At 70.1% G+C, this 24359-nt stretch carries 18 protein-coding genes and 1 riboswitch; of the genes, 8 read left to right on the top strand and 10 right to left on the bottom strand.

Annotated features, from left to right (window positions below):
- Nucleotides 1–139: 139 nt before the first annotated feature.
- On the top strand, nt 140–1150 hold the full coding sequence (gene ag85C / locus ACJ512_RS01155) for a diacylglycerol acyltransferase/mycolyltransferase Ag85C (protein WP_407684955.1): 1011 nt from the start codon (nt 140–142) through the stop codon (nt 1148–1150).
- Between the two features lie 29 nt (nt 1151–1179).
- Here the strand turns inward: ag85C and ACJ512_RS01150 are convergent, their stop codons facing one another.
- From ACJ512_RS01150 to ACJ512_RS01135, 4 genes are all read right to left on the bottom strand, one after another.
- On the bottom strand, nt 1180–1893 hold the full coding sequence (locus ACJ512_RS01150) for a YoaK family protein (protein ID WP_407684956.1): 714 nt from the start codon (nt 1891–1893) through the stop codon (nt 1180–1182).
- Nucleotides 1894–1942: 49 nt separating this feature from the next.
- Complete coding sequence (locus ACJ512_RS01145; protein WP_407685009.1) at nt 1943–3292, bottom strand: maltokinase N-terminal cap-like domain-containing protein; 1350 nt, start codon at nt 3290–3292, stop codon at nt 1943–1945.
- A gap of 2 nt (nt 3293–3294) precedes the next feature.
- Complete coding sequence (gene treS, locus ACJ512_RS01140; RefSeq protein ID WP_407684957.1) at nt 3295–5121, bottom strand: maltose alpha-D-glucosyltransferase; 1827 nt, start codon at nt 5119–5121, stop codon at nt 3295–3297.
- A gap of 118 nt (nt 5122–5239) precedes the next feature.
- The gene (locus ACJ512_RS01135; protein WP_407684958.1) at nt 5240–6319 is read right to left on the bottom strand and encodes a S1C family serine protease; all 1080 of its coding nucleotides are present in this window, start codon (nt 6317–6319) and stop codon (nt 5240–5242) included.
- 239 nt (nt 6320–6558) lie between these two features.
- On the opposite strand from ACJ512_RS01135, the gene ACJ512_RS01130 reads away from it, so the two are divergent.
- The 3 genes from ACJ512_RS01130 (at nt 6559) to ACJ512_RS01120 (ending at nt 9762) form a co-directional block, all read left to right on the top strand.
- Complete coding sequence (locus tag ACJ512_RS01130) at nt 6559–6978, top strand: TIGR03668 family PPOX class F420-dependent oxidoreductase (RefSeq protein ID WP_407684959.1); 420 nt, start codon at nt 6559–6561, stop codon at nt 6976–6978.
- Between the two features lie 129 nt (nt 6979–7107).
- Nucleotides 7108–9273 (top strand): elongation factor G-like protein EF-G2, encoded by a 2166-nt coding sequence (locus ACJ512_RS01125; RefSeq protein ID WP_407684960.1) that lies wholly within the window; start codon nt 7108–7110, stop codon nt 9271–9273.
- A 6-nt stretch (nt 9274–9279) separates the two neighbouring features.
- Nucleotides 9280–9762 (top strand): hypothetical protein, encoded by a 483-nt coding sequence (locus ACJ512_RS01120; protein ID WP_407684961.1) that lies wholly within the window; start codon nt 9280–9282, stop codon nt 9760–9762.
- A gap of 180 nt (nt 9763–9942) precedes the next feature.
- On the opposite strand, the gene ACJ512_RS01115 is transcribed toward ACJ512_RS01120, so the two are convergent.
- Entirely contained in the window at nt 9943–11664 is a 1722-nt protein-coding gene (locus ACJ512_RS01115; RefSeq protein ID WP_407689781.1) for a transposase, read from the bottom strand.
- Between the two features lie 140 nt (nt 11665–11804).
- Complete coding sequence (locus tag ACJ512_RS01110; protein ID WP_407684962.1) at nt 11805–13379, bottom strand: FadD7 family fatty acid--CoA ligase; 1575 nt, start codon at nt 13377–13379, stop codon at nt 11805–11807.
- Nucleotides 13380–13632: 253 nt separating this feature from the next.
- Between ACJ512_RS01110 and oxc the strand changes: the two genes are divergently transcribed.
- Nucleotides 13633–15366, top strand: a complete 1734-nt coding sequence (gene oxc / locus ACJ512_RS01105; protein WP_407684963.1) for an oxalyl-CoA decarboxylase — start codon at nt 13633–13635, stop codon at nt 15364–15366.
- On the opposite strand, the gene ACJ512_RS01100 is transcribed toward oxc, so the two are convergent.
- On the bottom strand, nt 15350–16282 hold the full coding sequence (locus ACJ512_RS01100; protein WP_407685010.1) for a LysR family transcriptional regulator: 933 nt from the start codon (nt 16280–16282) through the stop codon (nt 15350–15352). The two genes, oxc and ACJ512_RS01100, sit on opposite strands and share 17 nt — an antisense overlap.
- Nucleotides 16283–16522: 240 nt before the next feature.
- On the opposite strand from ACJ512_RS01100, the gene ACJ512_RS01095 reads away from it, so the two are divergent.
- Nucleotides 16523–17278, top strand: a complete 756-nt coding sequence (locus ACJ512_RS01095; RefSeq protein WP_407684964.1) for a L,D-transpeptidase — start codon at nt 16523–16525, stop codon at nt 17276–17278.
- Nucleotides 17279–17429: 151 nt separating this feature from the next.
- Here the strand turns inward: ACJ512_RS01095 and ACJ512_RS01090 are convergent, their stop codons facing one another.
- The gene (locus tag ACJ512_RS01090; RefSeq protein WP_407684965.1) at nt 17430–18068 is read right to left on the bottom strand and encodes a hypothetical protein; all 639 of its coding nucleotides are present in this window, start codon (nt 18066–18068) and stop codon (nt 17430–17432) included.
- A gap of 169 nt (nt 18069–18237) precedes the next feature.
- On the opposite strand from ACJ512_RS01090, the gene ACJ512_RS01085 reads away from it, so the two are divergent.
- Nucleotides 18238–19170 carry an NADP-dependent oxidoreductase gene (locus ACJ512_RS01085; RefSeq protein WP_407684966.1) on the top strand — a complete coding sequence of 311 codons (933 nt, stop codon included), beginning with the start codon at nt 18238–18240 and terminating at the stop codon, nt 19168–19170.
- Here the strand turns inward: ACJ512_RS01085 and ACJ512_RS01080 are convergent.
- Entirely contained in the window at nt 19162–20898 is a 1737-nt protein-coding gene (locus tag ACJ512_RS01080) for an NRAMP family divalent metal transporter (protein WP_407684967.1), read from the bottom strand. The two genes, ACJ512_RS01085 and ACJ512_RS01080, sit on opposite strands and share 9 nt — an antisense overlap.
- Before the next feature lie 474 nt (nt 20899–21372).
- Nucleotides 21373–21569, bottom strand: a riboswitch (M-box (ykoK) riboswitch).
- Nucleotides 21570–21638: 69 nt separating this feature from the next.
- Between ACJ512_RS01080 and ACJ512_RS01075 the strand changes: the two genes are divergently transcribed.
- Nucleotides 21639–22292, top strand: coding sequence for a class I SAM-dependent methyltransferase (locus tag ACJ512_RS01075; protein ID WP_407684969.1), 654 nt, complete (start codon nt 21639–21641; stop codon nt 22290–22292).
- Between the two features lie 9 nt (nt 22293–22301).
- Here ACJ512_RS01075 and ACJ512_RS01070 read toward each other — a convergent pair whose 3' ends face one another.
- Entirely contained in the window at nt 22302–24311 is a 2010-nt protein-coding gene (locus ACJ512_RS01070) for a DUF459 domain-containing protein (protein ID WP_407684970.1), read from the bottom strand.
- Nucleotides 24312–24359: the final 48 nt, after the last annotated feature.

Here is a 24359-nt window from a genome sequence, read left to right as displayed (position 1 = left end):
GCGATGTCCAATCGTTAGCCAACCGCGATGTCGCGCTGCGGCCACGACGGTCCGATCGCGCCCTTCCGCTGTGTTTCACTCCCCAGAACAGATCCGACCGCGTCATGCGGCAGACAAAAAGTTGGGATGGATGGGAGCCATGAAGTTCGTGGAAACGGTGCGCGGCGCGGCGGCAGGTATGCCACGCCGGCTGGCTATCGCGGCTATCGGGGCTGCCCTGTTGTCCGGTCTCGTCGGCGCGATCGGCGGCTCGGCGACCGCGGGGGCGTTCTCCAAGCCGGGCCTTCCGGTCGAATACCTGGAGGTGCCGTCGCCGTCGATGGGCCGCAACATCAAGGTCCAGTTCGAATACGGCGGGCCGCACGCGGTGTACCTGCTCGACGGTCTGCGCGCCCAGGACGACTACAACGGCTGGGACATCAACACCCCGGCCTTCGAGGAGTACTACCAGTCCGGGCTGTCGGTGATCATGCCCGTCGGCGGCCAGTCCAGCTTCTACAGCGACTGGTACCAGCCGTCGCAGGGCAACGGCCAGACCTACACCTACAAGTGGGAGACCTTCCTGACCCGGGAGATGCCCGCGTGGATGCAGGCCAACCGCAACGTCTCACCGACCGGGAACGCCGCGGTGGGTCTGTCGATGTCGGGCGGTTCCGCGCTGGTGCTGGCCGCGTACTACCCCCAGCAGTTCCCCTTTGCCGCCTCGCTGTCGGGCTTCCTGAACCCGTCGGAGGGCTGGTGGCCGACGTTGATCGGGCTGGCCATGAACGACTCGGGCGGCTACAACGCCAACAGCATGTGGGGCCCGTCCACCGACCCGGCGTGGAAGCGCAACGACCCGATGCTGCAGATCCCGCGCCTGGTGCAGAACAACACCCGCATCTGGGTCTACTGCGGCAACGGCACCCCGAGCGACCTCGGCGGCGACAACATGCCCGCGAAGTTCCTGGAGGGCCTGACCCTGCGCACCAACCAGCAGTTCCAGAACAGCTACCTGGCCGCGGGCGGCAACAATGGGACGTTCAACTTCCCCGCCAACGGGACGCACTCGTGGCCCTACTGGAACCAGCAACTGGTCGCCATGAAGCCCGACATCCAGCACGTGCTTCTCACCAGCGCCGCACCCGCCCCGGAGGCGCCCGCCGCCTGATAGAACCAGCAGCGGCAGCGGCGCACCGGTCAGCGTCGCTGCCGCTGCCTTCTGGGTGCCTGGTCGAGCAGGGCACGGCGGTCCTGGTGGAAGTACGTGTACGCGGTTGTCAACGCGCACAACGCCGTTGCCAGCACCAGCATCCAGGTCCCGTTCACGACCACGCTGATGAGGCCACCCACCGTGGCGCCGATGACGAAGCTGGCCAACAGCAGAAAGTAGCCCAGCCAGTCCGAGGCGTTTCCACCACCGGCGATGTGGCGTTCGATGCCCTGGCCCATCTTGACGGTCGTGCCGGTCACATAGCTCAACGGCACCGACACCTCGCCGTCCTTGACGAACGACGTGTTCAAGGCCCCGGTGCCAAAGGCCATCAGCACGATCGGCGCGAAGTCGAGGAGGTTTTGTGCCCACCCTTCGTCGATGACGTCGACCACGGTGGCGGCCACCAAACTCAGGGTTGTCAGCACCGTCGGACCATGCGGGTGGTCCACCCACAAATATCGCCGGCACAATGACGCGACCACCACGCCGGCGACGAACGCCACAATGAGCAGCCCGGCGCTCGCGGCCAGCCACACTTCGCCGGTGAAGTATCCGAGCACGGCGCGTTGGGCGTTGCCTGTGATGAAAACCACGAAATAACCGGCGGAGTGGGTGAATGAGATCGCGCCCACCACACCGGCGAGCACGGCCAGCACCCACGACAGACGAGCCTCACTGTTGAACGCTTCCTCGGTCACGCGTACATATTTCCAGACAAGCGTGGCGGGCGCAGCGGCGCGCGTTGTCCTAGTCCGCGGTGAGCCGTGCGATGGAGCGCAGCGGAATCGGCAGCCATCCCGGGCGGTGCCGCGACTCGTAGCCGGCCTCGTAGACGGCCTTGTCGAGTTCGTAGGCGGCCAGCAGCTCCGCCGAGTCGCGCGGATCGACTCCGGACGCGGCCGCATAGCCCTCGCAGAACGCGGTGCGATTGCGCTCGACCCATTCCCGGGCCCGGGCCGCGAGCTGCTTGTCGGTGGCCTGGTCCGCCAGCGGCCCGTAGGCGGCGTACTCGAAGGACCGCAGCGCCCCGGCCACGTCGCGCAGCGGCGAGTCCGGTGCCCGGCGCTCCTGCAGCGGTTGGCCCGGCTCGCCTTCGAAGTCGATCAGCAGCCAGCTCTCCGGTGTCCGAAGCACCTGCCCCAGGTGCAGGTCACCGTGGACGCGCTGGACGGTGATCGTCTCGCCTGCCAGCTTCTGGAAGCGCTCCTCGATGGCCGTCGCGTACTCCTCGAGTTCGGGCACCTTCGCCACGGTCGACGACATCCGCGCCAGCACGGTGTCCAGCGGGAACGTCGCCCGGCTGGTTCCGAGGTTCTCGGCCAGCGTGGCGTGCACCGAGGCGACCGCTTCGCCGAGCCGGTACGACTCGCCGGCGAAGTCGCCACCGACTTCGTGGGCGTAGAGGTCGGCCTCGGCGAACAGGTCACGGACGCTGGCGGTGGCCATCGCCCAGCCCTCGGCCGCGTTGGACGCGAATTCGGTGACCATGCCCAGCGGCCACGCCGTGTCGTCGGTGCCGTCCGACCCGGCGATCTCATAGGTGCCGAACAACCGCGCGACGTGCGGGTTGCCGGCGCGGGCGAGCACCCGGTTGAGTTCGATATCGGGATTCACGCCGCTGCTGACCCGCCGGAACACCTTGAAGATGGCCCGGCGGTCGAAGATCACGCTGGTGTTGCTCTGCTCGGCATCCGCGACGTGCGGCAGCGCCTCCAGCGGCAGCTCGGCATCCGGTTCCTTGACGAACCTCAGCCGCGTACCCGACGCGTCCCGCTCGGCCGACGCGTCGATCAGCGACAGCAGGAACTGCGGCGCATCGGTGTCGTACAGGGCGTCGAAACCGGTCCGATCGCCCGCCGCGCCGATCGTGGCGACGGTGCTGTACTCGGAGACCGGCGCCGTATCCCAGCGCACGATCACCTGGTAGCGCTCCGACGAGCCATCGGCATAGTCGGCGTCGATCAGCACCAGGTCGAGGTCTTCGCGCAGCGGCACGACCAGACTCGCATCGGTGGCGGACAACTCGCGGTTACGTCCGGCGTACCACCGTTGCTGTGGCAGCCACTCGGCCCAGGGCAGCTTGGCCGGCTCACTCATGCTCATGAGCGCCGCTCCTCCTCATCGCTTCGCTCTGCATCGTCGCGGCGGTGTGGGTCATGCCTCTCCTCCGATGCGCACAGTTGAAACCAATAAAAGCCGTGTCCCGGCAGCGTCAGCAGGTAGGGCAGGTGGCCGATCCGCGGAAACTCCACATGCCCGGTCAGCTCCGTCGGTGTGTAGCCGCTCCAGTGCTGCAGGTTCAGCTCGATGGGCTGCGGGAACCGCGACAGGTTGTTGACGCACAACACGATGTCGCCATCATCGGCCGCCTGACGCACGAATGCCAGCACCGACGGGTTCGACCCGCCCAGTTCCTCGAAGCTCCCGACGGCGAACGCCTCGTGCCGCCGGCGCACGGCCAGCATCATGCGGGTGAAGTTGAGCAGCGACGTCGACGTGTCGCGCTGGGCCTCGACGTTGACGGCCTGGTACCCGTACACCGGGTCCTGGCTGGGCGGCAGGTAGAGCCGACCCGGGTTGGCGGCGGAAAACCCGGCGTTGCGGTCCGGTGTCCACTGCATCGGGGTGCGCACCCCGTCGCGGTCACCCAGCCAGATCACGTCACCCATGCCGATCTCGTCGCCGTAGTAGAGCACCGGCGATCCGGGCAGCGACAACAGCAGCGCGGTGAACAGCTCGATCTGGTTGCGGTCGTTGTCCAGCAGCGGCGCCAGCCGGCGACGGATCCCGACGTTGGCCTTCATCCGGGGGTCCTTGGCGTACTCGGAGTACATGTAGTCGCGCTCGTCGTCGGTGACCATTTCCAGCGTCAACTCGTCGTGGTTGCGCAGGAAGATGCCCCACTGGGCCATGTCGGGAATCTCGGGGGTCTGCGCGAGGATCTCCGAGATCGGAAACCGCGATTCCCGCCGGACCGCCATGAAGATGCGCGGCATGAGCGGGAAGTGAAACGCCATGTGGCATTCGTCGCCGCCGGTGCTGGGCTCGCCGAAGTACTCGACGACGTCGGCGGGCCACTGGTTGGCCTCGGCCAGCAGCACCCGGCCGGGGAACTCGTCGTCGATGACCTTGCGGACCCGCTTGAGGAACGCGTGCGTCTCGGGAAGGTTCTCACAGTTGGTGCCCTCGCGCTCGAACAGGTAGGGCACCGCGTCAAGCCGGAACCCGTCGATCCCGAGACCCAGCCAGAAGCGCATGACGTCGATCATCGCCTCCTGCACCGCCGGGCAGTCGTAGTTGAGGTCCGGCTGGTGGGAGAAGAACCGGTGCCAGTAGAACTGGCGGCGGACCGGGTCGAACGTCCAGTTCGACTCCTCGGTGTCGACGAAGATGATCCGCGCGTCGGTGTATTTCTCGCTGGTGTCGCTCCACACGTAGTAGTCGCCGTAGGGCCCGTCGGGGTCGTGGCGCGACTCCTGGAACCACGGATGCGAATCCGAGGTGTGGTTCATCACCAGGTCGGTGATGACCCGGATGCCGCGCCGGTGGGCCGCGTCGAGCACCGCGACGAAGTCCTCCACGGTGCCGAACTCGGGCAGCACCTTGTAGAAGTCCCGGATGTCATAGCCGCCGTCGCGCAGCGGCGAGTCGTAGAACGGGGGCAGCCAGATGCAGTCGATGCCCAGCCATTGCAGGTAGTCCAGCCGTTGGTGCAGCCCGCGCAGGTCGCCGGCCCCGTCGGCGCTGGCGTCGTAGAACGCCCGCACCAGCACCTCGTAGAAAACCGCGTACTTGAACCAGGTCGGGTCGGCCGGCAGTGCCGCCGCGTTGCGGAAATCCTCTGCGTTCGGGTGCTCGACCACGCCGCCCTGGACGTGGCTGCCCTCTGCGGGATGGTGTTCGACAGCGTCTCGTGTGTCGTTCATCAATTCCACGATGCCACGGGTACCCGAGGCGGCGCGCCGGGAATCACGCCCGCGACGCCGCGGCGAACCACGCCGGGCGGCAAGCGGATTGGACGGCGGGCACCACCCCGGACGGGTGTCAGGCCGGCGGGCCGTCCGCCAGGGTCACGACAGCCTCGCGGTCGCCGCCCGACACGGAGCGATAGCTCACCGTGATGTTGTCGCCCGGGTGATGCGGGACGAGAGCGTCCGTCATCGAGGTGGCCCCGTGGATGGGGGCACCGTCGATCGAGGTGATCACGTCGCCCGGCGCGAAGCCCGCCGCCGCGGCGGGGCCGTCGCCGACCACGCGTTCGACCCGCGCGCCGTTGCCACCGTTGTCGACGACGCCCAGGCCGAGGAAGGCCGTCGGGCCGATGTGCACGGTGTTCGAGCCGGCACCGGAGCGGATCTGGCCGGCCACTCCCATCGCCTGGCCGATCGGGATGGCGAAGCCCTGCCCGCCGGACATCTTGTAGTTGTCGGTGGCGGCGGTGTTCATGCCGATCACCTGGCCGTTGCCGTTGACCATCGGCCCGCCGGAGTCGCCCGGCTTGATCGGCGTGTCCGCCTGGATCAACCCGCCCAGCGTCTCCTGGGCGCCGGTCAGGGTGTCGGTGGCATCGACGGTCTGGTTGAGGCCGATGACGTGGCCGGCCACCGCGCTGGGCGTTCCGCCCTGTCCGCCGGCGTTGCCCATCGCGACCACCGGCTCGCCGATGTTGGCGCCGCCGCCGATCGCGGCGGTCGGCAGGCCGGCCGCCCCGCGCAGTTGCAGCACCGCGACGTCCTGGGTGCGGTCGTAGCCGATCACGTCGACGCCGTAGGTCTGGCCGTTGCCGACGTCGAACGCGCTGATGTCGGTGGCGCCGGCGATCACGTGGTTGTTGGTCAGCACGACACCGTTGGGGTCGATGACGATCCCCGTGCCGGCCCCCACCGCGTTGTTGTAGCCGAACTTGGTGTTGATGTTGACCACCTGCGGCCCGACCTGCGCGACCAGCGCCGCCGGGTCGAGCGCGAGCATGGGCCGGTCGGCGATCCGATCCAGTGCGGGGGTGGACAACCCGGGAGGTGCGGCCGACGCGGGCACCGCGCCCAGGCCCAGGCCCAGACCGACCACGGCCAGCACGCTGGCTAACCATGACCACCAGACTGAGCGGTGATGCCCTTTGCTCATCCGTACCTCCTGTAGCCGAGAATCAGAAATCGCCCCGGCCTCCGGCTCTGAGGCGGGACGACTTTGAATATATAACCGTAATGCAGATCGCCATTCAGGCGCTCGTCAGGGTTTCGCGGTCGGCGTAACCGCGCGGGGACCGCCGGCGCCGAGCCGGCCGCGGCGGGAAGCCGCCGGTTTGCTGCGCGGCCGCCCCGACCACGGGAACGGCGACCGGTCCCGGTGCCTAAGCTGAGACGGTGGGCGACTTCGACGCCAGGGCCAGGTTCGCCCGCTCGCCGGTGGCCCGGCTCGCCACGATCACACCCGACGGCCTCCCCCACCTGGTGCCGGTGGTTTTCGCGCTCGACGACGGCGCCGGCGGCGACGTGGTGTACACCGCCGTCGACGCCAAGCCCAAAACCACCCGGCGGCTGCGGCGGCTGGCCAACATCGAGAAGCACCCGCGGGTGAGCCTGCTCGTCGACCACTACGCCGACGACTGGACGCGGCTGTGGTGGGTCCGGGCCGACGGTGTCGCCGCCGTGCACGACGACGGCCCGGCGATGGACGCCGGACGGCGGCTGCTGCGCGCTAAATACCCCCAGTACCAATCGGTTTCGTTGGACGGCCCGGTCATCGCGGTGACGGTGCAGCGGTGGTCGGGCTGGCAGGCCTGAGCACGCCCGGCGCGGGCCGGTCAACGATTCGTCCCGGGCTCTTGTGGTCCCCGATTGTTGGGTGAAGGGTAGCTAGATATCCAGACAGACGTACGGCAGTAAGCGACCCGGGAAAGTCGGAGGGAAGCCATGGCGGACAGGACGAACGGTTCCCACGGCGCGACGGCCGCCCCCGCCGCCACCGGCCCGGCCGACATTCGCAACGTCGTCCTCGTCGGACCGTCCGGGGCCGGCAAGACCACCCTCGTCGAAGCCCTGCTCGTCGCGGCCGGGGTGCTGTCCCGGGCCGGCTCGGTCACCGACGGCACCACGGTGTGCGACTACGACGACGCCGAGATCCGTCAGCAACGGTCGGTGGGCGTCGCCGTCGCGTCCCTGGCGCACGACGGCATCAAGGTCAACCTGGTCGACACCCCCGGATACGCCGACTTCGTGGGCGAACTGCGGGCCGGACTGCGGGCGGCGGACTGCGCACTGTTCGTGATCGCCGCCAACGAGGGGGTCGACGAGCCGACGAAGTTGCTGTGGCAGGAGTGCAGCCAGGTCGGCATGCCCCGCGCGGTGGTGATCACCAAGCTCGACCACGCACGGGCCGACTACTCCGAGGCGCTGGCCGCCGCGCAGGACGCGTTCGGCGACAAGGTGTTACCGCTGTACCTGCCCGCCTCGCTGCCGGCCTGCGCCGGCCTGATCGGCCTGCTGTCGCAAACCTGCTACGGCTACGCGGACGGGCGACGCACGACCCACCCGCCCGACCCGTCGGACGCCGACCGCATCGAGAGCGCCCGCGGCGCCCTGATCGAGGGGATCATCGAGGAGTCCGAGGACGAGTCGCTGATGGAGCGCTACCTGGGCGGCGAGACGATCGACGAGGCCGTGCTCATCGCGGACCTCGAGCGGGCCGTGGCCCGGGCGTCGTTCTTCCCGGTGATCCCGGTGTGCAGCGGGACCGGCGTCGGAACCCAGGAACTGCTGGAGATCATCACCCGCGGCTTCCCCTCCCCGATGGAGCACCCGCTGCCGGAGGTGTTCACGCCGCAGGGCGCCCCGCACACCACGCTGGCCTGCGACGCCGACGCGCCGTTGCTCGCGGAGGTGGTGAAGACGACGTCGGACCCCTACGTCGGCAGGGTCAGCCTGGTCCGGGTGTTCTCCGGCACGGTCAGGCCCGACGCGACGGTTCACGTGTCGGGCCATTTTGCGTCGTTCTTCGGCGCGGGCAACGGCGCCGACTCCCATGGCAGTACCCACCCCGACCACGACGAGGACGAGCGCGTCGGGGCGCTGTCGTTTCCGCTGGGCAAGCAGCAACGCCCGGCGCAGGCGGCGGTCGCGGGGGACATCTGCGCGATCGGCAAGCTGAGCCGTGCCGAGACCGGCGACACGCTGTCGGACAAGTCCGAGCCCCTGGTGCTCAAACCCTGGACGATGCCCGAACCGCTGCTGCCGGTCGCCATCGCGGCGCACGCCAAGACCGACGAGGACAAGCTGTCGGTCGGGCTGGGACGGTTGGCCGCCGAGGACCCGACACTGCGCATCGAGCAGAACCCGGAGACCCACCAGATCGTGTTGTGGTGCATGGGCGAGGCCCACGCGGGTGTGGTCCTGGACGCGCTGGCCAACCGCTACGGCGTGACCGTGGACACCGTCGACGTCCGAATCCCGCTGCGGGAGACGTTCGGCGGCAAGGCCAAAGGCCAGGGCCGCCACGTCAAGCAGTCGGGCGGGCACGGCCAGTACGCGGTGTGCGACATCGAGGTGGAGCCGTTGCCGGAGGGCTCCGGGTTCGAGTTCCTCGACAAGGTGGTCGGCGGGGCGGTGCCGCGCCAGTTCATCCCCAGCGTGGAGAAGGGTGTGCGCGCCCAGATGGAAAAGGGTGTGCACGCCGGCTATCCGGTGGTCGACATCCGCGTCACCCTGCTCGACGGCAAGGCGCACAGCGTGGACTCCTCGGACTTCGCGTTCCAGACGGCCGGCGCGCTGGCGTTGCGGGAGGCGGCGGCGACGACCCGGGTGGCGCTGCTCGAACCCATCGACGAGATCTCGGTTCTGGTGCCCGACGACTTCGTCGGCGCGGTGATGGGCGACCTGTCGAGCCGGCGCGGGCGGGTCCTGGGCACCGAGGCCGGTCGCGACCGCACGATCGTGCACGCCGAGGTGCCACAGGTGGAGCTGATCCGCTACGCCATCGATCTGCGTTCCCTGGCGCACGGGGCCGCGTCGTTCACCCGGTCGTTCGCCCGTTACGAACCGATGCCGGAATCGGCGGCCGCAAAGGTGGCGGCTACTGTCTGACAAGGCATGTCGACATTCAACGGACTTCCCGCCCATATCCTGCTGAACCATTTCGTCGTGGTCCTCGCGCCGCTGACGGCGGTCCTGGCGATCCTGTGCGCGCTGTGGCCGGCGGCGCGCCGGCGGCTGATCTGGCTCGTCGTCCTGCTGGCGGTGGCCACGGTGGCCCTGACCCCGGTGACCGCCGGCGCGGGCGCGTGGCTGGCGGCGCGGGTTCGCGCCGCGCCCGCCGCGGTGCCCGTGCTGGCCGCGCACGAGCAGCTGGGCTCGACGTTGATCTACATCGTCGCGGCGCTGCTGGCCACCGTCGCGCTGCTGGCCGCCGTCCATGTCCGCCAGACGCGCGGAACGGCGGTCAGCCTCGTGGCGCAGTCGGTGGTCGGGGTGCTGGTGGTCGTCGCCGCGGCCGCGACGCTGATCCAGACCTACCGCATCGGCGATTCCGGCGCCCGGGCGGCGTGGGGCACGGTGTCCTCAGCCACCCCCTAGGTGGCTGGTGTCGAACGGCCATTGTGGGGGCGCTGGTTGACCGGTCGGGCTATTGGGCGATGCTCGTGTGGTCGTGAGCGGTTCCTAGCTCAGGTGAATTCGGTTGTCGGGATTGGCGATTCCGTTGCTTGGCTGGTCTACAGGCGGTCCTGGTGGGCCGGTTGGCATCGCCGACCGGCCTCAGGTCGTGGCGGCGGCCCAGTTTGCGCCTTCCCGGTGTAATCCGAGCACACCCAGGCGTGCGAGGTTGATCGCGGCGGCCAGCAGGGAGAAATCGGCGGCGACCTTGGTGGTGCCGCGCACGCGCGCACGGCGGCCGCCGTGGCGGCGGCGCATCAGGTGGCCGATCTTGCGTTCCACTTTCGGCCGGGTGGCCTTGTAGTCGGCGACCCAGCCCGGATCTGCTTGGGTGGTGCGAGCACGGGTGAGTTCGGCCTCGTAGCGGCTGATCGCGATGGTGCGCCCGGCGGTTGAGCTGGTGCACTGCTCGGCCAGTGGGCAGCAGGCGCAAGCCGGGCCGAACACCGCGTTGCCGCCGCCGCCCTTGGCCGGGCGGATCGGCACGGTCACCGCGCCCGGGCAGGTGACCGTGCCGACGTCGAGGTCGATGACGAAGCGGTCCTTGGCGTAGCGGCCACCCGGCGCGGTCGGTGGCTGCACCTTGGTGAAGATTTCCGCGCCCGCGGTTTCCAACACGGCCAGCAGTTTGCCCGCACCGTAGGCGGCGTCGCCGTAAACCGCCGGGCATCGCTGGTCTTGGGCTCCGCACACGCTGGGGGCGCTCCCGTCGCCATCACCATCACCGACCGCGCTGGCCGCGGTCGTCGTGCCAGCACTTGCACCGAGGCTCGAGTCGTCCTGAGGATCAACGCAATCTCCGTCGGCGGTGTTGGTGTCGCTGGTCACCGGAGTGGGTAGGTCGCCGGCCAGCAGGTCGGTGGCGGGTTGGGCGTCGCCGGCGTTGCCGGCGGTGACTTCGGTGGCGGTGATGATCTCGGCGTCGGGGTCGATCGCGATGTGACCCTTGTATCCGTCGAAACCCCGCGCGGAGGTCTTGTGGCCGTGGCGTGCCTGCGGGTCCACCGTGGAGATCACCCGATCGGCGGCCACACGGCGCGCGATGCGGAATATCCCGTCGGCGGCGTCTTGGTCGAGGTCCTGGCCGACCACGGTGGCCAACAGTTTGGCCGCCTTGTCCACCTCGGGCTTCAGCGCCTGCTCATCCAGGCAGGCCAGCAGCGCAGACGCGTCGCGGGCCAGCGCGTCCACCAGCGCCTCGCGCGCCGCCACGTCGTCGTAGTCACACACCGGTTTGCCGGCGCTGACGTAGTCGTCGTCGCGGGACAGCCGCGCCCGCAGCGCGGGTTGCAGCTCCGCGCCGGCGACCGCCAGCAGTCCCCGGATCGCCGAGCGGATCAATGTGACCGTGTCCATGGTGGCCACCGCGTCATACAGCGGGGTCGAGTCCAGCACCCGCTTACGGCCCACCAGCCCGGCCGCCTTGGCCGCTTGCAGGGTGACCTCAAAGATCCGGTCCGGGCGATCCGAGCGGGCCAGCCTCGCGCGCATGTCCACCAACACGGTGTGCACAAACCCCGGATAATCGAAGTCCAGCCCGCCCGCGGCATACTTCCACCGCGCGTCGAACGCGAACCGATCCACCGCCTCCCGATCCGAAAGCCCCTCGATGCGCTGCAACACCATCACCACCGCCACAATCATCGGCGGCACGCTGCGCCGGCCGACATCGGTGAACAAGTCGGCGAACATTTCATCGCCGAACAAGTTGAAGCACTCCCGGTGCAGCACGCTGTAAATCGAGTCCGGCGCCACCCGGCCCTCGCAGAAATCCACCGTCGACCGCCACAAATCCGCCTGTTTCGGCGTCAAACCCAAACTCACCCAACCATTCTCGCCGACCGCACCCGATTACCCGGTCAACGCCACGCGAAAAACACCAGCCCCCTAGACCGCGAGCGTGCGTGTCTGTACGGCGACACGCCGGTGTGCCTGACATTCTGCGCACGCTCGCGCTCGGCGGGCTACCCCTGTTGAGGACCGAACTGCCGGGCCACGGCGCGGCGGTCCAGCGAGCCCTTTGCGGTGTGGGGCAGTTCCCCGGCTTCCTGGAAGATGGTGGGCACCTCGTAGGGCGCCAGCTTCTCCCGGCAGAACGCCACCAGTTCGGCGGGGGTCGGCGCGGCGAGTTGCCGGGGAACGAACACCGCGGCCACGGTCTCCCCGTACATCTTGTCGGGCATGCCGAACACCGCGACCTCGAGCACACCGGGGTGGCTGGCCAGGACTGCCTCGACCCGCTCCGGTGAGATCTTCTCCCCGCCGCGGTTGATCAGCTCCTTGATCCTGCCGCGGATGCTCAGGTCGCCGGCCGCCGACAGCGACCCGAGGTCGCCGGTGCGCAGCCACCCGTCGGTGAAGTTGGCCGCGGTGATCGCCGGGTCGCCGAGGTAGCCCCGCACGACGGTGGGGCCGCGCAGCCAGACCTCGCCGACGGCCCCGGCGTCCAGCGGCTGGCCGTCGGACCCGGCGATCCTGATCTCGGGTCCGGTCGAACGGCCCACGAGACCCGGTGTCTCGGCGGGGTTTTCGCGTTGGTCGATGCCCGTGGTGGACACCTGGTGGGTGGCCTCGGTCATGCCGAACGCGCACACCACCGGCGCGGAGAAGGTGTCGCGCAGCGCCTGCGCCGTCTCCGGCGTGAGCGGGGCGCTGCAGCTGCGGATGAACCGCAGCGCGGCCCTTTCGGTCTGCTGCCGATCGGTCTTGGCCCGCTCCAGCAGGATCTGGTGAATCGTCGGGACCGCGGTGTACCAGGTGGCCCGGACGGCGTCGATGTCGTCCCAGAACGTGTGCGCCGAGAACCGCCCGCGCGCCGGCAGTAACACCGCACCCCCGGACGCCAGTGTCGACAGCAGCGCGGCGAGCAGCCCGTGACCGTGGTAGAGCGGCATCACCGCGACGGTCGCATCGTCGGGCCCGAAGCCGTAGCCGGCGACGATCGCGCGCACCGAGGCCGCGAGGTTGGCGTTCGTCCACGGGACCATCTTCGGCAGGCCGGTGGTTCCCCCGGTGAACATGATCATGGCGTCGTCGTCCCGCAGCCCCTCGGGCGCCGGCGCAGGCGAGCCGCAAGCCTGCGCGGCGTCCAGGTCGACCGTCGGGCCGCGGTCGGGGCCGACGGTCACCGCGATCGGCCACCACCCCGGCGCCGGCTCCTGCTCGTCGGGCACGTCCCCGTCGACGAGGACCACCCGGGCGCCCACGGTCTCGCTGCGCCGCCGCTGCTCGCCGACGGGCAGGGCCGGGTCCAGCGGGACGGCGACCAGCTCCGCGCGCGACGCCGCCAGCAGGCCGACGACGAATTCGGCGTTGCTCCCCGCGCGCAGCGCGACCCGGTCACCGGCCGCCAGCCCGGCCGCGCTGAGGCGGCCGGCCAGGTCGTCGACCAGTCCGACCAGGTCGCGGTAGCTGACCCGGATGCGGTCCCCGGTGACGACGAGCGCCGGCGCCTCCGGGTGCGCGGCCGCCGCCGTCGCGACCAGGTCGGCGATGCGCGGGCTCGCGGACGCCGCGGTCGACTCAGTCCCCATCGCCATGTCCCTTCCTCGGGGCCCTTGCCGGGCCGCAAAACTCCTGCTCGCACCCTGCCGCGCCGCCGCGACGGCCGTCCAATACCGATGCCCTCACAATTGATAACCGATGGCTATCGAGCGGGGATGACCGGCCCGCCAACGCCGTCGATAAATTGCGTGAATCGCTGCATAGCGGCTTAGTGTTGGACACCTCCGGCACCGCGGAACACAGTGATCACGGATCCCATCGACCACCAGGACACGAGGAGTCGCCACCATGACCACCGATTCGGCACCTCCGGAGTCGACGCGTTCGACCCACGGCTTCCATCTCGTCGTCGACGCGCTCAGGGCCAACGACATCGACACCGTCTACGGGATCGTCGGCATCCCGATCACCGACCTGGCCCGCGTCGCGCAGGCGTCCGGGATCCGCTACATCGGCTTCCGCCAGGAGACCTCGGCCGGCAACGCCGCCGCCGCGGCCGGGTTCCTCACCCGGCGTCCGGGTGTCTGCCTGACGACGTCCGGGCCCGGTTTCCTCAACGGCCTGCCCGCACTCGCCAACGCCACGACGAACTGCTTCCCGATGATCCAGATCTCGGGTTCCAGCAATCGCGCGCTGGTCGATCTGCAGCGCGGCGACTACCAGGATCTCGACCAGCTCAGCGCCGCAAAGCCTTTCGCGAAGGCGACGTACCGGATCTCCCGCGTCGAGGACATCGGCCGTGGGATCGCGCGCGCCGTCCGCACCGCGGTTTCCGGCCGGCCGGGCGGGGTGTACCTCGACATCCCCGGTGAGGTGCTGGGCCAGGCGATGGACGCGGCCGCCGCCGCGCAAACCGTGTGGCGGGTCGTGGACCCGGCGCCGCGCCAGCTCCCGGCGCCGGACGCGGTCGAGCGCGCTCTGGACCTGCTCGCGCGGGCCCGGCGCCCGCTGATCGTGCTCGGCAAGGGCGCAGCGTACGCCCAGGCCGACGAGGCGATCCGGAAGTTTGTGGAGGGCACGGGGATTCCGTTCCTGCCGATGTCGATGGCCAAGGGGCTGCTGCCGGACTCGCACCCGCAGTCCGCCGCGCCGGCCCGCTCGCTGGCGATCTCGCGCGCGGACACGGTGCTGCTCGTCGGCGCCCGGCTGAACTGGCTGCTGGGCCACGGCGCGTCGCCGCAGTGGTCGGCCGATGCCGCCTTCATCCAGGTCGACATCGAGGCCTCGGAGTTCGACAGCAACCAGCCGATCGCGGCGCCACTGGCGGGCGACATCGGTTCGGTGGTGTCGGCGCTGCGCGACGGTGCGCTCGCGCGCCCGATCACCGCGCCGGCGGAATGGGTCGAGGAGCTGGCCGAGCGTAAATCGCGCAACGAGGCGACGATGCGCGAGCGCCTGGCCGAAAACCCGCACCCCATGCGGTTTTACAACGCGTTGGGCGCGATCCGCGCGGTCCTGCAGGAGAACTCGGACGTGTACGTGGTGAACGAGGGTGCCAACGCGTTGGACCTGGCCCGCAACGTCATCGACATGGAGGCACCGCGCCACCGGCTCGACACCGGAACCTGGGGCGTGATGGGCGTCGGCATGGGTTATGCCATCGCGGCCGCGGTCGAGACGGGCAGGCCGGTGGTCGCGATCGAGGGTGACAGCGCATTCGGCTTCTCCGGCATGGAGGTCGAGACCATCTGCCGCTACCGGCTTCCGGTGACCGTGGTCATCCTCAACAACGGCGGCGTCTACCGCGGCGACGAGGCGCCGGCCGGCAGCGATCCGGCGCCCACGGTGCTCAACGCGCGGGCGCGCCATGAGCTGATCGCAGAGGCGTTCGGCGGCAATGGGCATCACGTCACCACCCCCGGCGAACTGCGCTCGGCGCTGACCGCGGCGATCGCCACCGGCGGCCCGTCGGTCATCGACTGCGAACTCGACCCGTCGGCCGGCGTCGAAAGTGGGCACCTGGCAAGCCTGAACCCGACCAGCGCCGCCGCGGCGGCCGCCAAGGTCAGCGCCGGTGCGTGAGGCCCAGCAACTGAGCGTCGAAGAACTCGTCGAGTGCGAGCTCCTGGGCCGAGGCGGCGAGCGCGCGCGCGATCGGCGAGCCGGGCCCGGCGGAGTTGGTCGCGAGCGCGATCTCGGCCTTCACCACCGGGTCCACCATGGCGACCGCGCGGATCTCGGCGTTCAGCGGCGAGGTCCACAGCCAGGTGTGCGGCACGATGCACGCCCAGTTGCCCGTGGTCACCTGCGCGAACAGCGAAGCCACCGAATCGGTTTCGACTTGCGGGGTGACGGCCATCGCGTGGCCGGCGAAGGCTTCGTCGATGATCTGCCGGTCCCGCATGTCCGGGGTGAGCAGCGCCAGCGGCAACTGCGCGGCCTCCGGCCACGTCAGCGTCGTCGCACCGGAGGGCAACATGTCCGCGGGTGACAACAGCACGTAGCGCTCCTCGTAGAGCGGGACCAGGTCGACGTCGCGAGCTTCGTCGGGCGCGGCGTGCACGATGGCGGCGTCCAGCTCGAACTCGCGCACGCGCCGGTACAGTTCCGTGGCCGCCAGCCGGGACAGCACCTGGACCTTGGCCAGCGGGTGCGCCGAGCAGAAAGCCGAGAGCACCAACGACGCGGTCGTCGAGGCGGTCGGAACGGTGCCCAGCCGAAGCGTCCCGGTGATGCCCGACCGCACGGCGTGCACCTCGGCCTTGAAGGCGTCGTGTTCGGCGAGAATCCGTTTGGCCCACACGACCAACCGCTCGCCTTCGGGGGTCAGGCCCTCGAAGCTGTGTCCACGATTGATCAGCGTGACGTTCAGCTCACGCTCCAGTTTGGCGATCGCCGAGGACAACGCGGGCTGCGAGACGTAGCACCTCTCGGCCGCCCTGGCGAAGTGGCGTTGCTGCGCCACCGCGACGAAGTACTCCAACTGACGGAAGAGCACCCGCACCTCCTGGCCTCCGGGCACCGCTGCGCCGAGGCTAACGCGTCGCCCGCGCGTCGGCCAATCCCGCGGCGCCCCGGCACACCCGTGCACCGCTCGGTGACGAAATCGCGCCCGAGGGGGGACCGGATCGTGATCCGCACACCGCAGTGATGCGTCATCGTTTGCTGAAACCGGCATCGGGTAGTCGGCAACTAGAATGTCGTTGTGTTGGTCGCACCATCTCGGAGGGCGGACGCTATGCGTCGATGGGTTCGTTATCTATTTGTTATGGTGGCGATCACAGCGACCGGCCTGGTGGGCTCCGCGCCCCGCAGCGTGGGCGCGGTTCCGGCACCCGAACCGGCTCCCGGGGTCGCCGCGATTTTGCCCGCCGACGGGGCGGTGGTGGGGGTGGCGCATCCCGTGGTGGTGACGTTCACCGCGCCGGTTTCCGACCGTGCCGCCGCCCAGCGGTCCATCCACGTGTCGACGGCGAGCAACGTGCCCGGCCACTTCGAGTGGCCCCGCGACGACGTCGTGCAGTGGGTGCCGGACCGGTACTGGCCCGCCCACAGCCACGTCTCGGTGGGGGTGCAGGCGCTGACGACGGGCTTCGACGTCGGTGACGCGGTGGTCGGCGTCGCGAGCATCTCCGCGCACACCTTCACCGTCAGCAGGAACGGCGAGGTGCTGCGCACCATGCCGGCGTCCATGGGCAAGCCCACCCGGCCCACGCCGATCGGGCATTTCACCGCCCTGGAAAAGCAGCGCAGCGTGGTGATGGACTCGCGCACCATCGGCATCCCGCTCAGTTCCCCCGAGGGCTACAAGATCACCGCCTACTACGCGGTCCGGGTCACCTGGAGCGGCGTCTACGTGCATTCGGCGCCGTGGTCGGTCGACTCGCAGGGCTACGCCAACGTCAGCCACGGCTGCATCAACCTCAGCCCCGACAACGCCGCCTGGTATTTCAACACCGTCAACGTCGGCGATCCGATCACCGTCGTGGCCTGACGCCGGCCGGCGCGATGTTTGCCGGCGCGGTCCCGGTTCGACCCGGGTCGGGGGCGGGGCCGGCCGAGGTGGGCGGTGGGCCCCGGCAAACTCAGCCCGCCAATGCCGTTGCGGCCGAAGCCCTTACCGCGCCCGTCGCCGAGCCGCTCGGTCAACCGGGCAGCTGGTCCTTGATCGCGGCGTCCTGCTTGCGGCCGATGTCGATCACGGCGTCCGGATCCATCGGTGCGTCCGGAGGGCTGTCGAATTCCATGTTGACCAGCGCGTTGCCCTCGGTGAACAGCAGCACGGTGACCACTTTGGCGCTGTCGGGCGCGGTGCCCGAGCCCCCGGAGATCATGGCCCCATGGGAGCCGACGTCGACCGGCTGCCACGTGCCGCTGACCTTGCCCGCGTAGTTTTTCTTGGTGTTCTCGACACCGGCCGCCGCCGCCGCGGGGTCCGCCAGGATCAAGATGAAGTCCCCGACCCGCTTGCTGTTGTCGGCGTTGACGAACAACTGCGCAACGCCGAGGCCGTTGTCCGGGTTCAGCAAGGGAGGTTGGGGAGCGCTGAAATCGGGCCCGATGTCGGCCGGCTTGATGAGCAGCACGCTGTAATCCGTTTGTTGTCCCGGCGGCGGGCTCGTCACCGTGCCCGGCGGGGCCGACGAGGTCGGTGCGGCCGATGACGTCGTCGTGCTCGACGACGTCGGCGCCGAAGTGGTCCGGTGGTTTCCGCAGCCGGCGGCCGCCGCGCCCACCACGAGCGCGAGTGCGCAGCCGGTGGCGGCTTTGCGGGCAGTCTGCATGGGCGTTCCTTCCCCGTCGAGAAACCCCTGTCGGTGCGGCGCCTGACGCTGCAGCGAAACGCCGGCGTGAACCGGCCAGCTTATGAACATACGCGGCATGCCCGGCGGTGGGTGCCGGATCGCGACCTATGCTGGCGCCAAAGGGCGGTTTCGCCGGGAAGGAGGCGCGATGGCGCGCGCGGTGCGGTTCGACCGTTACGGGGGCCGCGACGTCCTGTACGTGGCGGACATCGAGATGCCCTCGCCGGGGCCGGGCGAGGTGGTGGTCGAAGTCCGCGCCGCCGGGATCAATCCCGGCGAGGCCGGAATCCGCACCGGGGCGATGCACGAGATGTTCCCCGCGACGTTCCCCTCGGGCCAGGGCAGCGACCTCGCCGGTGTCGTGACCGCGCTGGGACCCGGAGTGACCGAATTCGCCGTCGGCGACGAGGTGCTGGGCTTCAGCTTGCGCCGGTCCAGTCACGCCACCCACGCCGCGGTGCCGGTGCATCAACTGATCGGCAAGCCGGCCGAATTGGCTTGGGAGGTAGCGGGTTCGCTGTATGTCGCCGGTGTCACCGCGTACGCCGCCGTCCGCGCGGTCGCTCCGCGGCCGCGGGAGACGGTCGCCGTGTCGGCGGCCGCCGGCGGGGTCGGCAGCCTGGTCGTGCAACTGCTGGGCCTGCGGGAGGCCGTCGTGCTCGGGATCGCGGGGCCCGGGAACGCGGGGTGGCTGCGCGACCACGGCGTCATCCCGATCGCCTACGGCGACGGCCTCGCGGAGCGGTTGCGGGCGGCGGCCCCGGGCGGAATCGACGCGTTCATCGACCTGTTCGGGCCGGACTACCTCGACCTGGCGGTGGACCTCGGTGTGGCACCGGAGCGCATCGAGACCATCATCTCGTTCCAGAAGGCCGCCGAGATCGGCGCCCGGACCGAGGGCAGCATGGACGCCTCGACACCGGAGGTGCTCGCCGAGATGGCCGGCCTGATCACCGCCGGCGCGATCGACTTCGAGATCGCCGCCACCTATCCGCTGGACCGCGTCGCCGACGCCTACGCAGAACTCGAGAGGCGGCACACCCGCGGCAAAATCGTTCTGCTGCCCGGTGGCTCACAGTGACACGGCGGGTGCGACGATGCCGACCTGCACGATCTTGACGACGACCAGCACGACGGCCACGACCAGGTAGGCGCGCAGGGTGAACAGCCCCATCCGCCGGACCGGCGACATGGTGGGCCGGTCCAGCCCGGCCAATTCGGGTGTCCGCCAGTTCATCCGGTCCTGCCGGAGCACCGCGCGGCGTTCGGCACGCGAGAGCAGCGGGGTGCCGTCGAGCTGGTCGACCTGCTCGGGGTCCAGGCCCCCGCCCAGCGCCCGCACGATGGCTTCGGCCTCGCGCCGGGCGGTGTACCGTCGGCCGGCGACGATCCCGGCGGCTCCGACGGCGACGCCGATCACCGCGCCACCCGCGAGGCCGGCCTCGATCGTGTTCGTGGACAAGCCCGGGAAGAAGGTCGTCGCCGTCAGGGCCAGCGACAGCAGCACGAGCGAGCACACGATGGTCCACGCGATGATGTTCTGCCGCACGGTGTTCACCCACGGGCCCAGCACCGCGCGGTCATTGCACAGCAGGACCAAGAACACCGTCGCCGAGGGCAGCAGGACACCGGCGAGCGCCTGCACGCCCTGGGTCACCAGGCCGAGCACGTGGTCGGGGCTGAACGCGACCGCCGCCGACACGGCGAGCAGCAGCGCGTAGCCGCCGTAGAACAGGGGCGCCTCACCGACCTTCCAGTGCAGGGAGTGTCGCCGTCCCATCGCGTCGCCCACGGCGTAGGTGGTGGCCAACCCGATGGCATTCGCGCCGATCAGCGACGCGTCGAGCAGGATGATCGCGAACAACGCCCCCACCGTGCCGCCGAGGTGGCGGGACAGGCCCGAGGCGACGGCTCCCGCGTCGGTGAACTCGCCCGTGTCGGCCAACCCGAACGCGGTCACCGCCATCAACGCGGTGGCGCCGACCATGACCACGACGATCCCGATGACCAGATCGGCGCGCGCGTACGGAATCCAGCGTGCCGTGATGCGCTTGTCCACCACGTTGGACTGCTGGAAGAAAAGCTGCCACGGCGCCACCGTGGTGCCCACGATCGCGATGATCAGCAACAGCACGGTGGAGTCCGGGCGACCCGGGAACCGCGGCACCAGCCCCCCGGCCGTCCCCGCCAGGGTGGGATGCACCAGCAGCACCATCGGAACGATCAGCACGTTCACCGCGATCAGCACGAACATCAGCGCCTCCCACCGCCGGAACGAGCCACCGGCCACCACGGCGAACAACAGCACGGCGGCGGCGGGGATCGCGACGATTTTGGGGCAGCCCAGGTAACCGAGGGCCAGGGCCACCCCGATGAACTCGGTGACGATCGTCAAGGCGTTGAGGATCAGCAGATCCCCGACGCTGAACGCACCCCAGAACTTGCCGAACCGCTCGAATATCAACCGCGCGTGCCCCACCCGGGTGACCGCGCCGAGCCGCAGCACCATCTCCTGGTTGACGTACAGCACCGGGACCAGGAACGCCAGCGTCCACAACAGGGCCATCCCGTAGTTCTGGCCGGCCTGTGCGTAGGTCGCGACGCCACCGGCGTCGTTGTCGCCCACCATGACGATCAGCCCCGGTCCGGTGATGACCATCAGGGTGCGCAGGCGCCGCCAGCGGCCGCCGGCGCCGTCGTGGCGGATCCGGCCGAACGCGCCGACGATGTCGCCGGCGTGCGCGGAGTCCAGCACGGCCTGCCCGGCCGCGTCGGGCAGGCCGTGCTGCTGCGTGGAGAGTGAAGCCATCGAATTCTCACTGTCTGTGCGAGAGTCACGCCCAAATGCGTTGGACAACTGAGACCGTCGATATGACGGGACGGGGCGCGGAGCGATCAGCGCCGGCGGTGCACACCGTCCGACGACTGCGCGGCGGGAGCGGCCAGCACGGCGATCGGCATCCGCGACACGTAGCGGTTCGCCCGCTCCTGGGGGTTCGGGCGGTGCCGTGCGCACCAATGGGTAAGTACCGCAACAAAAGCCATGGTGTTCTCCTGGTGGAGGCCCGATCGGCTCACGACGTGCAGCGCGTCAGACGCGCCCGGCGATCAGCCGGCGCAGTGATGGCCGGAACCGGATTGGGACGAGACGGAATTCGGATGGGGACTATCGCCTGGACTGGTCCTGCTCATCTCGCCCTCACCTCCTCACGGCCGGGACACACGCGGGTGTCGTCGCATTCACCTGAACGGGAGAGGCACGAATGACGGCGGCGAACCGCCGACCGCACCCCTCTCGTCGGAGCTTCGGCACTGCACGGCGTATCCGGGATTCAGCCGCGGGTCGCGACCCGCTTCGTCCGGAAGCCACTTGGGCTCAACCCTTGGGTCCGGGAAGAGCTGTCCTGACCCGGGGCGTCTCTCGACGTTCGGGGTCAGTGGCCTGTATCCGTGCAGACGCCTCACCTACCGAGGTGCTTGCCGGTCCATGCTGACACCGCCACCCGCCGCCCGTCAAACGCCGCGCCGAGGAGGCATACCCTCGAGTGCATGCCCACAACGTTGCAGGACCCCAGAGTGGCGTCGACGCTCGAGACGATGTATGCCCAATCGCGGAACCAGATGTCGCTGCTGCAGGAGCGGCGCGGTGAGTTCGACCGACCGATGACCACCGAGGAGCGCACCGAGGCGATGAGCGAGTTCTACATCCCGGTGACCCCCGAGGCCGGCCGGCTGCTGTACGCGCTGGTGCGCTCGACGCGTCCCACCACGGTGGTGGAGTTCGGCATGTCGTTCGGCATCTCCGCGGTGCATCTGGCTGCCGCGTTGCGCGACAACGGTTCCGGCCGCGTGGTGACCACCGAGCTGAGCGCCACCAAGATCGCCGCCGCGCGGCAGACGTTCGCTGACACCGGCCTGGACGACGTGATCACCATCCTCGAGGGTGATGCGCTGGCCACGCTGGCCGAACTGGACGGGCCCGTCGACTTCGTCCTGCTGGACGGGTGGAAGGACCTGTACCTGCCCGTCATCGAGCTGCTCGAACCGCGCCTGTCGACGGGTGCGCTGGTCGTCGCCGACAACACCGGCGCCGCCGACACCCAGCCCTATCTCGACCGCGTGCGCGACCCCGCCAACTGCTACGTCAGCTTCAATTTCGGTGTGCGGGAAAGCGACAGCATGGAACTGAGCTGCCGCACCTGAGCGTCGCCGCTACTTCAACGACTTCTCCAGCCACGGCGTCAGCCACCGCACCCCCTCGGAGGTGAGGTGCACGCCGTCGCTGCGCACCTTGATGCCGTCGACCTTGGCGGTGTAGACCCCGTCCGGGCAGAGCTTCTTGTTGAGGTCGAGGATCTGGACGCCGGGGTGCCGGCTCACCGCCGCGCGCAGCATGGTGTTCCACTGGTTGACCCGGTTGGGCTGGTCTTCCGGGTACAGGCGGCCGTCCGGCTTCTCCCCGCCGCGGCTGTAGGGCACGGTGGCGACCACCACGCGGGCACCGGTGGAGCCGGCGATGTCAAGCGCCCGTTGCAGTTCCGCGTTGAGGTAGGAGTCGAACGTCGGGTCGCCGATGTGGGTCCACTGCCCCTCGTTGACGCGGTCCACCGTCTCCCAGCGGCCGATGATCAGCAGCGCCACGTCGGGCTGGTCCTGGCTGACCTGGCGGGCCCAGCGGATCGGCCAGCCGTCGCATTCGGCACGCTGTTCCAGCGTTTCGCCGACATAGCGGTACGGCGTTCCGCGCACGAGGCTGCAGCCGATGACGGTGTGGTCGAGGAAGGCGAACCCCGGTGTCGGCGGCAGGAAGTGCATCCAGGTCCACCCGATCGAGTCGCCGAACACCGAAACGGTGAACGGGCGGTTGGGGTCTCGCGGCCTGGGCGGTGCCGGGCGGCCCGCGTCGGGCGGCGACGGCGAGACGGCCGCCACCGCCGAGACCCCCGGCGGTAGGCCGGCCTCGCGCAGCGCTGGTCCGGTGCCCACGGGGACGACCAGCAACGTCACCGCGGCCGCGCTGGCCACGGTCGCCGCGGCCAGCGGCAGCAGCGGCACCCGCGCCGGACGCCAGCGCCGGATCGGTTGCTCGATCAGCCACCACGACGCGGCCGCCACCGCGATGGTGGCCGCGCACCGGACCGCGAACAGCCGCAGCCCGTCCCATCCGGTGCGTTCGCCGTTGAGCGCCAGGAAGATCGGCCAGTGCCACAGATAGACGCCGTAGGAGATGGTGCCCAGCCACACCAGCGGGCGCAGCGCCAGCACGCGGGCCACCAGCCCGCGCTGCTCCAGCGCCACCGGGGCGACCACCAGGACGGCCGCGACGGCAACCCCGATCAGCAGGCCGTGCCGGAACTCCCGGGCGGCGCCGGTCGCGAAGTGGACCGCCGCGGCCAGCCCGGACAGGCCCAGCAACGGCAGCACCCGGGCGACCCGCCGCCCCCACCGGCTGCGGATCAGGCACCACCCGCGGTTCAGCGACTGCCAGTCCCGCACCAGCAGAGCCGCGGCGGCGGCGCCGACCAGCAGTGCCTGCGCGCGGGTGTCGGTGCCGAAGTAGATCCGGTCACGTGTGCCGTCGGAGACGAAGACGATCGCGGCCGCCGCCGAGGCGAGCGCCCCCGCCGTGGCGAGCAGGAAGGCGGTGAACCGCACCCCGCCCACGGTGGCCCGGGTGGAGCGCCGCCGGGCCCGCGCGGCCAGCAGCAGCGTCACCGCGATGAGCAGCAGCGGCCAGACGAAGTAGTACTGCTCCTCCACGCCCAGCGACCAGGTGTGTTGCAGCGGCGAGGGCGGCGCACCCCGGGTGAAATAGTCGGTCTTCTGCGCGACGAACCGCCAGTTCGCCATCCAGCAGAATGCCGCGATCGCGTCGCTGCGCAACCCGGTCAGCGCCTGGTACGGGAGCAGTTCGCGGGCCGCGGCCACCGTGAGCACCATCAACACCAGGGCGGGCAGCAACCGTCGCGCACGCCGGATCCAGAAGCCGGTCAGGTCGATCCGGCCCGTGCGCCCGAGTTCGTCGAGCAGCAGCGACGTGATCAAAAACCCGCTCAGCACGAAGAAGACGTCGACGCCGATGAAGCCCCCGGCCACGCCGGGGACGCCGCCGTGACCGACGAGCACCAGCGCGACGGCGATCGCGCGCAGCCCGTCGAGGGCGGGAATCCCGCCGCGCCGCTCCGGGCGGTCCCAGATTGCGAGCCGCCCCACCCGGCGCACCGGGGCGACCCACCGGGGCCGCCCGGCCTCACGAGCCGGCGCGGAAGT

Source organism: Mycobacterium cajalii, assembly GCF_045809005.2.
Lineage (GTDB): Bacteria > Actinomycetota > Actinomycetes > Mycobacteriales > Mycobacteriaceae > Mycobacterium.
The sequence above is the reverse complement of the archived record's forward strand: the minus strand, read 5'-3'. Positions and strand labels throughout refer to the sequence as shown.

Bases quoted from the DNA above. Each gene is read 5' to 3' on its own strand.
- ag85C (WP_407684955.1), top strand. From the start codon at position 140: ATGAAGTTCGTGGAAACGGTGCGCGGCGCGGCGGCAGGTATGCCACGC.
- ACJ512_RS01145 (WP_407685009.1), bottom strand. From the start codon at position 3,292: ATGAGTGAGCCGGCCAAGCTGCCCTGGGCCGAGTGGCTGCCACAGCAA.
- treS (WP_407684957.1), bottom strand. From the start codon at position 5,121: ATGAACGACACACGAGACGCTGTCGAACACCATCCCGCAGAGGGCAGC.
- ACJ512_RS01135 (WP_407684958.1), bottom strand. From the start codon at position 6,319: ATGAGCAAAGGGCATCACCGCTCAGTCTGGTGGTCATGGTTAGCCAGC.
- ACJ512_RS01125 (WP_407684960.1), top strand. From the start codon at position 7,108: ATGGCGGACAGGACGAACGGTTCCCACGGCGCGACGGCCGCCCCCGCC.
- ACJ512_RS01120 (WP_407684961.1), top strand. From the start codon at position 9,280: ATGTCGACATTCAACGGACTTCCCGCCCATATCCTGCTGAACCATTTC.
- ACJ512_RS01110 (WP_407684962.1), bottom strand. From the start codon at position 13,379: ATGGCGATGGGGACTGAGTCGACCGCGGCGTCCGCGAGCCCGCGCATC.
- oxc (WP_407684963.1), top strand. From the start codon at position 13,633: ATGACCACCGATTCGGCACCTCCGGAGTCGACGCGTTCGACCCACGGC.
- ACJ512_RS01095 (WP_407684964.1), top strand. From the start codon at position 16,523: ATGCGTCGATGGGTTCGTTATCTATTTGTTATGGTGGCGATCACAGCG.
- ACJ512_RS01090 (WP_407684965.1), bottom strand. From the start codon at position 18,068: ATGCAGACTGCCCGCAAAGCCGCCACCGGCTGCGCACTCGCGCTCGTG.
- ACJ512_RS01085 (WP_407684966.1), top strand. From the start codon at position 18,238: ATGGCGCGCGCGGTGCGGTTCGACCGTTACGGGGGCCGCGACGTCCTG.
- ACJ512_RS01080 (WP_407684967.1), bottom strand. From the start codon at position 20,898: ATGGCTTCACTCTCCACGCAGCAGCACGGCCTGCCCGACGCGGCCGGG.
- ACJ512_RS01075 (WP_407684969.1), top strand. From the start codon at position 21,639: ATGCCCACAACGTTGCAGGACCCCAGAGTGGCGTCGACGCTCGAGACG.